Below are 12,991 nucleotides of genomic sequence, written 5' to 3'. Positions count from 1 at the left end.
GCGATGGCGTCGGATCAGCAAACGCAGTGTTGACTGATGTACCACTATCGCGAGCAAGCTCGCTCCCACAAATTGATCAATGGCAATCGTCAATGTTTGAACAGGTTTTCTCAACCCAGCTGTTCAGCCACCGACTCCGGAATATCAGCGTTGGAATAAACGTTCTGCACGTCATCCAGGTCTTCCAGCATGTCGATCAGCTTGAGCACCTTTTCGGCCCCTTCCAGGTCCAGCTCGGCGCTGGTGGTCGGCTGCATGACGATTTCCGCGTCGGCAGGCGCAAAGCCGGCGGCCTCCAAGGCGTTGCGCACGGCATAGAAGCTGGCGAACGACGTGAACACGTCGAACGAACCGTCTTCATGGCTGACCACGTCATCGGCGTCGGCCTCCAGGGCCGCCTCCGTCAGGGCATCCTCATCGAGGCCCGGGGCGAAGCTGATCTGCCCCTTGCGCTCGAACAGATAGGCCACCGAGCCATCGGTGCCGAGGTTGCCACCGCATTTGCTGAAGGCGTGACGCACGGCGGCAGCGGTACGGTTGCGGTTGTCGGTCATGCATTCGACCATCACCGCCACGCCGCCCGGGCCATAACCTTCATAGGTCAGTTCTTCAACGTTGTCGGCCTCGGTCGCACCCGCGCCACGGGCGACGGCCCGGTCGATGATGTCGCGGCTCATGTTGGCACCCAAGGCCTTGTCCAGGGCCAGGCGCAGGCGCGGGTTGGAACCCGGATCGCCGCCACCCTGGCGGGCCGCGACCGTCAGCTCACGGATCCACTTGGTGAAGATCTTGCCTCTCTTGGCATCCTGACGTTCTTTGCGGTGCTTGATGTTCGCCCACTTGGAATGACCTGCCATAACTCGCTCCGTTTCTTTTTGGAACATTGCCCGCCCTGCGCGTGCGCAGTGGCCGACAATCAGAAATATCGACGCCAATGAAAAGGCGCATCCGAAGATGCGCCCTCTCAGGTGCCAGCCTTACTCAGCCTTTGGCTGTTCCCGCAGGCGGATGTGCAACTCGCGCAGCGCCTTGGCGTCCACCACGCCCGGCGCCTGGGTCATGACATCGGCCGCGCTCTGGGTTTTCGGGAACGCGATCACTTCACGGATCGACTGGGCGCCGGTCATCAGCATCACCAGGCGATCCAGGCCGAAGGCCAGGCCACCGTGGGGCGGTGCACCAAACTTCAGGGCGTCCAGCAGGAAGCCGAACTTCTCTTCCTGTTCAGCTTCATCGATACCCAACAGACGGAACACCGCTTGCTGCATTTCCTTGCGATGGATACGGATCGAACCGCCACCCAGCTCGGTGCCGTTCAGGACCATGTCGTAGGCGCGCGACAACGCGGTGGCCGGGTTGGCTTCCAGCTCTTGCGGCGAGCACTTCGGCGCCGTGAACGGGTGGTGCAGCGCGGAGAAGCTGCCATCGTCGTTTTCTTCGAACATCGGGAAATCAACGACCCACATTGGCGCCCATTCGCAAGTCAGCAGCTTCAGGTCGTGGCCCAGCTTGATGCGCAGCGCGCCGAGGGCTTCGCTGACGATCTTGGCCTTGTCGGCGCCGAAGAAGACGATGTCGCCGTCAACCGCACCGACGCGATCGAGGATCACGTTGAGGTTGTCTTGCGGGATGTTCTTCACGATCGGCGATTGCAAGCCATCGACACCGGCGGCACGCTCGTTGACCTTGATGTACGCCAGGCCCTTGGCACCGTAGATGCCGACAAACTTGGTGTAGTCGTCGATCTGCTTGCGCGGCATGCTGGCGCCGCCAGGAACACGCAGGGCCGCGATACGGCATTTCGGGTCGTTGGCCGGGCCGCTGAACACCTTGAATTCGACTTCCTTGAGCTGGTCGGCCACGTCCACCAGTTCCAGCGGGTTACGCAGGTCCGGCTTGTCGGAACCGTAGCGACGCATGGCCTCTTCGAAGGTCATGTGCGGGAACTCGCCGAACTCCAGGCCCAGCACTTCCTTGAACAGGTTGCGGATCATGCCCTCGGTCAGGCCCATGATGTCTTTTTCGTCGAGGAAGCTGGTCTCGATGTCGATCTGAGTGAACTCAGGCTGACGGTCGGCACGCAGGTCTTCGTCGCGGAAGCACTTGGCGATCTGGTAGTAGCGATCGAACCCGGCCACCATCAGCAGTTGCTTGAACAGCTGTGGCGATTGCGGCAAGGCGAAGAAGCTGCCGGGGTGGGTACGGCTCGGCACCAGGTAGTCGCGGGCGCCTTCCGGCGTGGCGCGGGTCAGGATCGGCGTCTCGACGTCGAGGAAGCCGTTCTCGTCCAGGTAACGACGGATGCTGGTGGTCATGCGCGAACGCAGGCGCAGCTTCTCGGCCATTTCCGGGCGACGCAGGTCGATGAAGCGGTAGCGCAGGCGGGTTTCCTCACCCACGTCGGAGTATTCGTTGAGCGGGAACGGCGGGGTTTCCGCTTCGTTGAGCACTTCCAGCTCGTAGCCCAGCACTTCGATCATGCCCGACGCCATGTTGGCGTTGCCGGCGCCGGCCGGGCGCAGGCGCACCTTGCCGGTGATCTTGACGACGTATTCGCTGCGCACGCGGTCGGCGGTGGCGAAGGTTTCAGCGCGGTCCGGATCGAACACCACCTGGGCCAGGCCTTCACGATCACGGATATCGAGGAAAATCACCCCGCCATGGTCACGGCGACGATGGACCCATCCGCAAAGAGTAACTTCCTGACCTTCCAGGCTTTCGTTCAGTTGGCCGCAATAATGGCTGCGCATCATGGTAGTGGTTTCACTTCTCGTAATTCGACATTCGGTTGGAGGCCCTGCCCGTGCAAGAACTCGCGCGTATTCAACTCAATCAGCTTTGTCGCCACCGGCCAGGTTCTTCTTGGCGCCGGTCTTGAAGTCGGTTTCATACCAGCCCGTGCCACCGAGGCGAAAACCAGGCATGGAGAGCATCTTTTTCAGTTCCGGCGCCTGGCAGGCAGGGCAATCGACCAGCGGTGCAGCGCTGATCTTTTGAATGGCTTCCATCTGATGACCACAGGAAGCACATTGGTAGTCGTACATCGGCATGGGGTTGTCTCGGCGATCAGGTTACACGCGCAAAGGCAGGCTTTGCGGCAAAGAGCGGGATTATATCCATTAAATGCGGCCTGTGCAGCCGTAAGACCGCACAGTCATTGCCGATCCTTTTGTTCATTCAAGGCTTGCGCGACTCATTGTGGCGAGGGAGCTTGCTCCCGCTTGAGTGCGAAGCGCTCACAAGGAGGGCTGCTGCGCAGCCCAGCGGGAGCAAGCTCCCTCGCCACGAATGAACTCATTCCCCTGGGGGACACCGCGCTCGCAACCATTGACGGGGCTAGACCACACGATGATCCATTCCCGCCTCTTTCAAGCTGTGCACCACACAGACCACGCGCACCAACCCGCTGAAATTGCGCACCCCGCCGTGACGCAGGTGCACTTCCCTGTCCACATGGGACAGCAACGTGCTGATGGAGCAGCGGTTGAGCTCGGCCATGTCGCCGAGGATATCCCAATAAACCTGCTCCAGCCGCAGACAGGTGGCGAACCCGTTCAAGCGAATGGATCGGGCCAGTGGTCGGGCCAGCTGCATATCGAACCCCCGGACGAACGGGTCGACGCTGATGGGTTGGAAACGCCCCCGCCCCCCTTCTCCGGGTTCTTTTCCTTGAATCATACCGTTGACACTCCTTTGCCATACGAGCCTCTGGGTTGGAACAACCCATCCGTGGCTCTATGGAAGCTCAACGGCACCGCCAGTTCCAGATGACTTTATGACCATGGGCGTAGGACAAGCCAACAGCAGGCCGGCGACGAATTACGTCGTCCTACACGGCATGTGCAGGCAATAAGCCCCACCCCACGTCATCCCCGGCCTGGGCTTATTGGCCCTCGAGCAGCGCGCGCAGCATCCACGCGGTCTTTTCGTGGACCTGCATGCGCTGGGTCAGCAGGTCAGCGGTGGGCTCGTCGCTGACCTTGTCCAATAAAGGAAAGATGCCACGGGCCGTACGTGTCACCGCCTCCTGACCCTCGACCAGTTGTCGGATCATGTCTTCGGTGGCAGGCACGCCTTCCTCTTCCTTAATAGAAGACAGGCGCGCATACACCGAGTAGGCGCCCGGGGCCGGGAAGCCAAGGGCGCGGATTCGCTCGGCGATCAGGTCCACCGCCAGGGCCAGCTCGTTGTATTGCTCCTCGAACATCAAGTGCAGAGTCCGAAACATCGGCCCTGTGACATTCCAGTGGAAATTGTGGGTCTTGAGATACAGCACATAAGTGTCCGACAGCAGGCGCGAAAGCCCGTCGACGATGGACTTGCGGTCTTCTTCACTGATACCGATATCAATTGCCATGGGGGTTGATCTCCTGAAAGTGATGAATTCGACAACAGCCCTACCCACTCTAGTGGTTTTGGCCGCCCACGGCCTGCGACAGATCGCCAGCCCTCCAGAACCGACAAGCCAGGACCGCCGGCGGTTCCGATACCCTGGAAAATTCACCGCCGCTTGCCTGACACCTTCAAGCAGCCGCAAGCCTTTTCTGGCCGACGAACAGCGCGACGCACGCCCGTAACAGGTTTGAGAAGGCCCCAGCTTTGCTGTTAAATAGGCAGTGTGTCGCTACGCTTATTTTCCCGGGCGTAGCGCATAGGCTGGTTCGGGTACGTGTCCAACGCCTCTCATTGTTTCGAAGCGAACCGTGCCCGACCCGCTCTTCCTTGTGATCTGTCTTAACCGTGAGCCAATCAAAATGTTGAAAATCGTCCACTTGCTAATGGGCGCAGCTGCCCTGCTGCTGTCCTTCATCCCTAGCCTGGGTTCCGAAGCCACACCTTACCTGCAACACCCCGATGCACTGTACCTGGCCTTTTTCGGCCTGCTCAACCTGACCCTTGCGCCCGTCATCCCTTACTGGAACAAAGGTCCACGTCATCAACTGCAAAACCTGGTCAGCGTCCTGCTGGTGCTGGCCGTTGCCTTGCAAACCCTGGCCCTGCTGGCGCCCATGCCGGAAATCGGCGGTCAACCGGCCATTCTGTTCAGCCTGGGCGCGGCACTGTTCGCCGTGGCACTGCACCTGGCCGTCAGCTTCTACAAGAAGTCGTCGCCGGCCGCCGCTGCGCAGAACTACGACATGTCCAACCGCGATACCGGCACGGTGAAGTGGTTCAACACGTCCAAAGGGTTCGGCTTCATCTCCCGCGACTCCGGCGATGATATTTTCGTGCATTTCCGGGCCATTCGCGGCGAAGGCCATCGTGTCCTGGTGGAAGGCCAGCGCGTGGAATTCTCCGTGATGAATCGCGACAAGGGGCTGCAGGCCGAAGACGTGATCGCCGCGCTGCCGCGCCGCTGATCCAAGCGTAAAAAAACCGCGATGCAGCCTGGCTGCTCGCGGTTTTTTATTGCCCGTCAATCGGGCCACGTCAGTAGTGAGGCGGTGGTGCCTCTTCTTCGAACGACTCGAATTGCCCGGCCATTTCTTCCTGGCGCTTGAGCAACGCCGCCATCTGCAGCTGCAGACGCTCGACCACCCGTTGCTGCGCCACCAACACATCATTCAATGCCTGGATGGTGTCATCCTGAAACGCCAGGCGGCTTTCCAGATCGGTTACGCGTTCTTCAAGGTTCATGGTTCAGCCCTCCAGAAACTTGAAATCATCGGCCAGGGCCACCCGCAACCGTTCACGAATGCCCGCGACCTGCCCTGCATTATAAGGCCGGGCCGGGTGCTTGCCCCAGACCGGCGCCGGCCAGGCGGCATCATCGCGCTTGCGCACGATGACATGCATGTGCAATTGACTGACGACGTTACCCAAGGTTGCAACGTTCATCTTGTCGGCATCGAACGAATCCTTGAGGGTTTCGGCCAGCGCCGCGGTTTCTTTCCACAGCTGCAATTGATCAATGTCATCCAACTGAAACAATTCGCTGATATTTTCTCGCCGCGGCACGAGAATGAACCACGGGTAATTGGAATCATTGGACAAGAGCAACCGGCACAACGGGAAATCGCCGATGGGCAATGTGTCTTGTTGCAGTCGTGGATCTAAGGCAAACACCGTGCGTACTCCTCGTTATCGATTCTGCCCGGCTCAGCGACCCGCAGGCCTGCATCGGACACAGATGCGCAGCATACCCGCGAACGCCGGATCGATCACTGCGTAGCGTCCCGATGCTCATTGCTTCGAAGGATTTTTCATCCCGCGAGCATCAACTTGTGCAAGCGGTCGCACCAACACAGCGCAAGCGGTACGGCAATACCCTGAAAGGACCGTGCCAGGGCCCAGGTAAAGCCTCGACGCTGTAAGATTTTCGTACAACCTGAAAATTTTTTGCACCAAAACAGCACAGTGCGTCTACCCTCAGTGCACAAAGCATCCGTGATTTACTCACTGGGTAGGGTGAACCGGTAACATTTTTGGTTGTCTTGCCACGTTTGTCGGTGTCAAACACGAGAGCTACACACGAGTCAACCCTATTTAAAACAAGGCCTTTGGAGCCCGGTTTCATGAGGTTTCACCGCGTCAACCGCTGAAATGTGAAAAAAATGTAAACGAAATCCGGGTTTGAGCATGCTTGTTGCATTCATACCCGCACTGTCCAAAGGTCTCGCCGGAAGCGAGAACCTGCCGACATACAAATTAAAGTGGCAAGGCTGCCCACAGGAGCTTCAAACGCGGTAATGACGGACTCTTTACACCGACGCCGAAAAAAGAAAACAACATAAAAGTTGTGAATACGGTTGCGTCGGAACAGCTGAAATGCGACATGGATCGAGCCATTGGCGACAGGGTCGTAAAGAAGCTGAAAGGTTGAATGGGCAAGTATCGCCAAAGAATGTCGACGTGATATAAGTTTGCGCCGACACAAAAAGAAAGAGCCGCCCAGATAAAAAAACAGGTGGGACGGCAGTACTCTTCTAAAAACCAAAGGAGCAAATCACGATGCGCGTGATGAAGTGGAGCATGATCGCACTGGCTGTATCGGCCGGTACCTCGCAGTTCGCAATGGCGTCCTCCCAAGAGGAATCCAAGGGTTTTATCGAAGATCAGAGCTTGACTGTTCTGACCCGTGCGCTGTACATGAACCGTGATTTCAAGAACGAACTAAACACTCGTCAAAGTTATCGTGAAGAGTCTGGTGTTGCCGCTCGTGCCATTTACGAGTCGGGCTTCACTCAAGGCACCGTTGGTGTAGGCGTTGACGGCTTCGCATTTGGCACCGTTCGCATCGATGGCGGCAGCGGTCGTGCCGGTAACGGTCTGTTCGCTAGTGACAGCGACGGCAACCTGGAAGACACACAATCTAAAGTGGGTGGCGCGGTTAAATTCCGCCTGTCCGACACCGTCCTGAAATACGGTAACCAGTTCACTACCAGCCCGGTCTTCTCCACTGACGACAGCCGTCTGCTGCCGGAAGTTGCCACTGGTACCCTGATCACCAGTAAAGAAATCAAAGGCTTGGAGCTGACCGCAGGTCGTTTCAACGCCATCAGCTCGCAAACTGGCATGGGTGATGACGGCCTTGGCCTGAAATCCGCTGACATCGTTGGCGCGACCTACCAGTTCACCGACAATTTCGTCGGTGGCGTAGCGGCTTCCGATGTTGAAGACCACTACAAAAAGAAATACCTGAACCTGAACTACACCCTGCCGATCAACGAAGATCAGTCCCTGAACTTCGACTTCAACGGTTATGACAGCCAGGACCAAGGCCAGAAGCTCAGCGGCGACGTTGACAACCGCATCTGGTCCCTCGCAGCAGCCTATGCCATCGGTGCCCACAAGTTCACCCTGGCTCACCAGCGCTCCACCGGTGATACCGGCTACGTGTACGGCGTTGACGGCGGCGGTACCATTTTCCTCGCCAACTCCATCCAGTACTCCGACTTCAACGGTCAGGACGAGCGTTCCTGGCAGGCTCGCTACGACCTGAACATGAAAACCTACGGCGTTCCTGGCCTGAGCTTCATGACTCGTTACGTTACCGGTGACAACATTTCCACCGCTGATGGCGAAGCAAAAGAGCACGAATGGGACTTCGAAACCAAGTACGTTCTGCAAAGCGGTCCAGCCAAAGACCTGTCGTTCCGTGTTCGTAGCGCTTTCTACCGCACCAACACCTCTTACACCACCGCCAGTGGCAACCGAGACAACAACGACTTCCGCGTAATCGTCGAATACCCACTGAGCATCTTGTAATTCAGTGCTAGTTCGATAGCTTCACCCGCAACAAACAAAAAACCGCTCACCTGATCAGGTGAGCGGTTTTTTTATGTCCTTTGCAATGTCAGCTCTAGCACAACTTCTTAAATAGCAAGCTAACTAAACATAACCTGACTCCAGTGCCAGGTTATATTCAAGTCGTTATTGCGCCGGCCCTTCCTGAACCACCCGAATCACTCTTTGTGGAAACGGAATATCAATGCCCGCGTCCTTCAAGCGATCCCGTGCCAGCTCATTGAGCATGAACATCACGCTCCAATAGTCCGCGGTCTTGACCCAGATACGCAACGACACCGTGATCGCACTGTCGCCCAAGGTGGAAATCACTGCTTCAGGTGCCGGATCCGCCAGCACGCGTTCATCCTTGGCCAACTCAAGCAACACTTCCCGGGCCTTTTGCAGGTCGGCCTGGTAATCCACACCGACATCGAATACGACCTTGCGGGTCGGCTGGCGGTTGGTGTTGGTGATGATGCCGTTGGAGAGATTACCGTTGGGCACGATGACAGTCTTGTTGTCACCGGTGCGCAACACCGTGTGGAAGATCTGGATGCTGTCGACCGTACCAGCCACGCCCTGGGCTTCGATCCAGTCACCGATGCGGAACGGACGGAACAGCAGGATCAGCACGCCACCGGCGAAGTTCGCCAGGCTGCCTTGCAAGGCCAGGCCAATCGCCAGGCCGGCGGCACCGATGGCGGCGACGAACGAAGTGGTTTCCACACCGATCATCGAAGCGACGCTGACGATCAGCAATATCTTCAGAATGATGTTGGCCAGGGTGCTGATAAACCCCTGCAGTGCCAGGTCGGCGTTACGCAGGGCCAGCAAAGCACCCAGTTTCTGCGTCACTTTGTTGATCAGCCACCAGCCGATGGCCAGGGTGAGGACGGCCAGCAGCACGCGGCTGCCGTATTCCATGATCATGGGAATCCAGGTCTGGGAAGCCTTGACCAGGTTGTCCACTTCAGCGTTCAAGTCCATCTAACTCTCCTTATTCCTGTTGCACGCGGCATTGTGTGGCGAGGGCGCTTGCTCCCGCTGGGCTGCGTAGCGGCCCTATTGATGGGTGCTGCGCACCCAAGCGGGAGCAAGCTCCCTCGCCACGGTAACCGCGAAAATCCGAAATCAGTCGCGGAAATTATTGAATTGCAGGGGCATGTCGAATGCCTTGGCGCGCAGTGCCGCAATGGCTTCCTGCAAGTCGTCACGCTTCTTGCCGGTGACCCGCACCTGCTCGCCCTGGATGGCGGCTTGCACCTTGAGCTTGGCGTCCTTGATATGAGCGACGATCTTCTTCGCCAGCTCCTTGTCGATGCCTTCCTTGAGCACGGCTTCCTGCTTCATCAGCTTGCCCGAGGCATAGGCGTCCTTGACCTCAAGGCACTGCACATCGATCTTGCGCTTGACCAGGGCCAGCTTGAGGATCTCGATCATCGCCTCGAGCTGGAAGTCGGCCTCGGCGGTCAGGTTCACGGTCAGGTCTTTTTCCTTGAACTCGAAACTGCCCTTGCCCTTGAGGTCATAACGACGGTCGAGTTCCTTGACGGCGTTTTCAACCGCGTTGGTGACTTCGTGTTTGTCCAGTTCGGATACCACGTCGAATGACGGCATGTAGTGTTCTCCAAATAAAAAGGCGCGCCAGTATCAACGGCGCGCGCTTGGCTTGTGGTTAAAATCGGGCTCATTATAACGGCTCTTTTCCTGCCGACACTGCGAGCCCTCCGATGCCTGCGCCAATCCGAGTAAAAAACTGATGTCGACCACCTGGCATGTTCTCGGGGCCGGCAGTCTCGGCACGTTGTGGGCCACGCGCCTGGCCCGGGCCGGGTTGCCGGTGCGGCTGGTGCTGCGCAACGAAGCGCGCTTGCAGGCCTACCGCAGCGTCGGGGGCCTGACACTGGTGGAACAGGGCCAGGCGCAGTGCTACCCGGTGCCGGGCGAAACGGCAGACAGCCCGGAGCCGATCAAGCGCCTGCTGCTGGCCTGCAAGGCCTACGACGCGGAGGCGGCGGTGACGTCGGTGGCCCATCGCCTGGGCGCCGAATCGGAGCTGATCCTGTTGCAGAACGGCCTCGGCAGCCAGGACGCGGTGGCCAATTGCGTGCCCCAGGCCCGTTGCATCAGCGCCTCCAGCACCGAAGGCGCGTTCCGCGACGGTGACTGGCGCGTGGTGTTCGCCGGCCATGGCTACACCTGGTTGGGCGACCCGGCTCACCCGGTGGCACCGTTCTGGCTGGACGACCTGGCCGCCGCTGGCATCCCCCACGAATGGAGCGCCGAGATCCTCACCCGCCTCTGGCGCAAACTGGCGCTCAATTGCGCAATCAACCCGCTGACCGTGCTGCATCACTGCAAGAACGGCGGCCTGCAGGAACACCGCTGCGAAGTGGCGACCCTGTGCGCGGAACTCACGGATTTGCTCGAACGCTGCGGCCAGCCCGCGGCAGCCGAGGATCTGCAGCCGGAAGTCGAGCGGGTGATCCAGGCCACGGCCGCCAATTACTCCTCGATGTACCAGGATGTGGCCAATCGGCGCCGTACCGAAATCAGCTATTTGCTCGGTTACGCCTGCAAGGTCGCCCAGCGCCATGAGCTGACCGTGCCGCACTTGGAACAACTGCGCCAGCGGCTGATTGCCCACTTGAACAACCTCGGATTGCCCAGCGACTGAGCAGCGGCTACGCTGGCCCTCGTGTTCCTTTCTTAACGACGAGTCTGATGCCATTGCGCCAGCGCCTTGAAAACCTCCCGGTCGGCCAGAAACTGCTGGCCGCCCTGTTGGTGTTGTTGACCACTGTGCTGCTGGTGGCCAACCTGACCTTTATCAGCGCCGCCTACTACATTTCCCAGGAAAGCATGGCGCCCCAGGCCCTGCAGACCATTGGCCGGCTGATCGCCAATCCGAGCCTGATCTCCGACGCCCTGCAATCGCCCCAAAGTGCCCAACGCCTGCTCGACGAGCTCAACAGTTATGCACCGCTGCGGGCGGCGGCGCTGTACGACGGCCAGGGCGAGCGCCTGGCACAGCTGCAACAGGGCGAAAAGCTCAAGCTGCCGGACCATTACCGCAACATACAAGCCTGGCAAGCGGGTGAATTTCGCAGCAACAAGGTCATTACCCTGCCCCGTCCCGGCACCGAGCCCGGCCACCTGTTGCTGGTGGCCAGCAGCGAATTGCCCACGGCGTTCTACACCGGCACCCTGACCGCCAGCCTTGGCATCCTGATTTTCAGCGTGTTGCTGTGGCTGGTCATTGCCCAGCAGATCAAACGCTTGATCACCCAGCCGATCCATCAGCTCGAAGAGCTGTCACGCCAGGTTACCCGCGAGGAAAACTATGCCCTGCGCGCCGCCCGGGGCAACCATGATGAAATCGGCAGCCTGGCCGAGGCGTTCAATACCATGCTGTCGCGGATCGAAGCCCGGGAACAGCAACTCAAGCGCGCGCGGGACGACTCCCAGGCCGCCTACGACCAGGCCCAGGGCCTGGCGGAAGAAACCCGCCATACCAATCGCAAGCTGGAGCTGGAAGTCCAGGTGCGCAGCAAGATCGAGAAAAAACTCACGGGCTTCCAGAACTACCTCAACAGCATCATCGACTCCATGCCGTCGGCGCTGATCGCCCTCGACGAACAACTCTACGTGACCCAATGGAACCAGGAAGCCAGCGCCCTCTCCGGCACGCGCCTGGACGAGGCCTTGAACCAGCCGATCTTCCTCGCCTTCGAACCACTCAAGCCGTACCTGCCCCAACTCAAGCAGACCGTCGAGCAACACACGGTGGCCAAGATCGAACGCGTCACCTGGACCAAGGACGACGAAGCCCGGCATTACGCCCTGACCTTCTACCCGTTGATGGGCGGCGCCGGGCGTGGCGTGGTGATCCGCATCGATGACATCACCCAGCGCCTGTCGCTGGAAGAAATGATGGTGCAATCGGAAAAAATGCTCTCGGTCGGTGGCCTCGCGGCGGGCATGGCCCATGAAATCAACAACCCCTTGGGCGCCATCCTGCACAACGTGCAGAACATCCGTCGGCGGCTGTCACCGGAGTTGCCAAAGAACCTCGAACAGGCCGAGCAGTTGGGCATCGAATTGCCGGTGGTCAACCGCTACCTGGAAAGCCGCGAGATTCCGCAGTTGCTCGACGGCATCCAGCAAGCCGGCGCCCGGGCGGCGAAAATCGTCACCCACATGCTCAGTTTCAGCCGGCGCAGCACCCGGCAAATGGCGCCTTGCGACCTGCCCGCACTGATCGACCAGGCGGTGGAAATCGCCGGTAACGACTTCGACCTGGCGATCGGCTTCGACTTCAAGGGCCAGGCGATCATCCGCCAGTTCGACCCGAACCTGGGGCCGGTGCCCGGCACGGCCAACGAACTGGAACAGGTGCTGCTCAACCTGCTGAAAAACGCCGCCCAGGCGATTCATCAGCGCCAGGACGACAGCGAGCCCGGGCGCATTATCCTGCGCACACGGTTGAATCCGCCGTGGGCGGAAATCCAGGTCGAGGACAACGGCATCGGCATGAGCGAGAACGTGCGCAAGCGCACCTTCGAACCCTTCTTTACCACCAAGGAGATCGGCCAGGGCACCGGCCTTGGGCTGTCGGTCTCGTATTTCATCATCACCAACAACCACAAGGGCCAGATGGAAGTGCAGTCGGCGCCGGGCCAAGGCACCTGCTTCACGCTGCGCCTGCCCCTGGCGGGCACGTCGATGGTGGCCCAGGAAAACAAACAACTGGAGCGCTGAG

General features: G+C 59.4%; 13 protein-coding genes. 4 read left to right on the top strand and 9 right to left on the bottom strand.

What is annotated here, in order from left to right; all coding sequences use genetic code 11:
- Positions 1-110: 110 nt before the first annotated feature.
- The 5 genes from ACIPQ1_RS13845 to ACIPQ1_RS13825 form a co-directional block, all read right to left on the bottom strand.
- The gene (locus tag ACIPQ1_RS13845; protein ID WP_446534314.1) at positions 111-857 is read right to left on the bottom strand and encodes a YebC/PmpR family DNA-binding transcriptional regulator; all 747 of its coding nucleotides are present in this window, start codon (positions 855-857) and stop codon (positions 111-113) included.
- Between the two features lie 120 nt (positions 858-977).
- The gene (aspS, locus tag ACIPQ1_RS13840) at positions 978-2,753 is read right to left on the bottom strand and encodes an aspartate--tRNA ligase (RefSeq protein WP_411385476.1); all 1,776 of its coding nucleotides are present in this window, start codon (positions 2,751-2,753) and stop codon (positions 978-980) included.
- 75 nt (positions 2,754-2,828) lie between these two features.
- Positions 2,829-3,050 (bottom strand): FmdB family zinc ribbon protein, encoded by a 222-nt coding sequence (locus ACIPQ1_RS13835; RefSeq protein ID WP_003178589.1) that lies wholly within the window; start codon positions 3,048-3,050, stop codon positions 2,829-2,831.
- Positions 3,051-3,336: 286 nt separating this feature from the next.
- Positions 3,337-3,678, bottom strand: a complete 342-nt coding sequence (locus ACIPQ1_RS13830; protein ID WP_250963412.1) for a ribbon-helix-helix domain-containing protein — start codon at positions 3,676-3,678, stop codon at positions 3,337-3,339.
- 205 nt (positions 3,679-3,883) lie between these two features.
- Positions 3,884-4,357 carry a Dps family protein gene (locus ACIPQ1_RS13825; protein WP_446534313.1) on the bottom strand — a complete coding sequence of 158 codons (474 nt, stop codon included), beginning with the start codon at positions 4,355-4,357 and terminating at the stop codon, positions 3,884-3,886.
- A 397-nt stretch (positions 4,358-4,754) separates the two neighbouring features.
- Here ACIPQ1_RS13825 and ACIPQ1_RS13820 point away from each other — a divergent pair, with 397 nt between their 5' ends.
- Positions 4,755-5,360, top strand: coding sequence for a cold shock domain-containing protein membrane protein (locus ACIPQ1_RS13820; protein WP_446534312.1), 606 nt, complete (start codon positions 4,755-4,757; stop codon positions 5,358-5,360).
- 70 nt (positions 5,361-5,430) lie between these two features.
- Here the strand turns inward: ACIPQ1_RS13820 and ACIPQ1_RS13815 are convergent, their stop codons facing one another.
- Together ACIPQ1_RS13815 and ACIPQ1_RS13810 are read right to left on the bottom strand one after the other, a co-directional pair.
- Positions 5,431-5,637, bottom strand: a complete 207-nt coding sequence (locus tag ACIPQ1_RS13815) for a SlyX family protein (protein WP_060740896.1) — start codon at positions 5,635-5,637, stop codon at positions 5,431-5,433.
- A 3-nt stretch (positions 5,638-5,640) separates the two neighbouring features.
- A complete protein-coding gene (locus tag ACIPQ1_RS13810) occupies positions 5,641-6,066 on the bottom strand; it encodes an HIT domain-containing protein (RefSeq protein WP_446534311.1) in 426 nt (141 codons plus the stop codon).
- Between the two features lie 885 nt (positions 6,067-6,951).
- Between ACIPQ1_RS13810 and ACIPQ1_RS13805 the strand changes: the two genes are divergently transcribed.
- Positions 6,952-8,208, top strand: coding sequence for an OprD family porin (locus tag ACIPQ1_RS13805; RefSeq protein ID WP_411385478.1), 1,257 nt, complete (start codon positions 6,952-6,954; stop codon positions 8,206-8,208).
- Positions 8,209-8,373: 165 nt separating this feature from the next.
- On the opposite strand, the gene ACIPQ1_RS13800 is transcribed toward ACIPQ1_RS13805, so the two are convergent.
- Both ACIPQ1_RS13800 and ACIPQ1_RS13795 read right to left on the bottom strand, forming a co-directional pair.
- Entirely contained in the window at positions 8,374-9,216 is an 843-nt protein-coding gene (locus tag ACIPQ1_RS13800; protein WP_250963409.1) for a mechanosensitive ion channel family protein, read from the bottom strand.
- A 144-nt stretch (positions 9,217-9,360) separates the two neighbouring features.
- Positions 9,361-9,846 (bottom strand): YajQ family cyclic di-GMP-binding protein, encoded by a 486-nt coding sequence (locus ACIPQ1_RS13795; protein WP_186706362.1) that lies wholly within the window; start codon positions 9,844-9,846, stop codon positions 9,361-9,363.
- A gap of 142 nt (positions 9,847-9,988) precedes the next feature.
- On the opposite strand from ACIPQ1_RS13795, the gene ACIPQ1_RS13790 reads away from it, so the two are divergent.
- Both ACIPQ1_RS13790 and ACIPQ1_RS13785 read left to right on the top strand, forming a co-directional pair.
- On the top strand, positions 9,989-10,906 hold the full coding sequence (locus ACIPQ1_RS13790) for a putative 2-dehydropantoate 2-reductase (RefSeq protein ID WP_250963408.1): 918 nt from the start codon (positions 9,989-9,991) through the stop codon (positions 10,904-10,906).
- A gap of 47 nt (positions 10,907-10,953) precedes the next feature.
- Positions 10,954-12,990, top strand: a complete 2,037-nt coding sequence (locus ACIPQ1_RS13785) for a sensor histidine kinase (protein WP_411385481.1) — start codon at positions 10,954-10,956, stop codon at positions 12,988-12,990.
- Position 12,991 lies beyond the last annotated feature (1 nt).

Source organism: Pseudomonas sp. LARHCG127, from assembly GCF_052871455.1.
This window is presented reverse-complemented; position numbering and strand designations above follow the sequence as displayed.

Excerpts from the sequence above, each read along its gene's own strand:
- ACIPQ1_RS13795 (WP_186706362.1), bottom strand. The coding sequence starts at position 9,846 with ATGCCGTCATTCGACGTGGTATCCGAACTGGACAAACACGAAGTCACC.
- ACIPQ1_RS13825 (WP_446534313.1), bottom strand. The coding sequence starts at position 4,357 with ATGGCAATTGATATCGGTATCAGTGAAGAAGACCGCAAGTCCATCGTC.
- ACIPQ1_RS13815 (WP_060740896.1), bottom strand. The coding sequence starts at position 5,637 with ATGAACCTTGAAGAACGCGTAACCGATCTGGAAAGCCGCCTGGCGTTT.
- ACIPQ1_RS13830 (WP_250963412.1), bottom strand. The coding sequence starts at position 3,678 with ATGATTCAAGGAAAAGAACCCGGAGAAGGGGGGCGGGGGCGTTTCCAA.
- ACIPQ1_RS13790 (WP_250963408.1), top strand. The coding sequence starts at position 9,989 with ATGTCGACCACCTGGCATGTTCTCGGGGCCGGCAGTCTCGGCACGTTG.
- ACIPQ1_RS13785 (WP_411385481.1), top strand. The coding sequence starts at position 10,954 with ATGCCATTGCGCCAGCGCCTTGAAAACCTCCCGGTCGGCCAGAAACTG.
- aspS (WP_411385476.1), bottom strand. The coding sequence starts at position 2,753 with ATGATGCGCAGCCATTATTGCGGCCAACTGAACGAAAGCCTGGAAGGT.
- ACIPQ1_RS13845 (WP_446534314.1), bottom strand. The coding sequence starts at position 857 with ATGGCAGGTCATTCCAAGTGGGCGAACATCAAGCACCGCAAAGAACGT.
- ACIPQ1_RS13820 (WP_446534312.1), top strand. The coding sequence starts at position 4,755 with ATGTTGAAAATCGTCCACTTGCTAATGGGCGCAGCTGCCCTGCTGCTG.
- ACIPQ1_RS13835 (WP_003178589.1), bottom strand. The coding sequence starts at position 3,050 with ATGCCGATGTACGACTACCAATGTGCTTCCTGTGGTCATCAGATGGAA.
- ACIPQ1_RS13805 (WP_411385478.1), top strand. The coding sequence starts at position 6,952 with ATGCGCGTGATGAAGTGGAGCATGATCGCACTGGCTGTATCGGCCGGT.
- ACIPQ1_RS13800 (WP_250963409.1), bottom strand. The coding sequence starts at position 9,216 with ATGGACTTGAACGCTGAAGTGGACAACCTGGTCAAGGCTTCCCAGACC.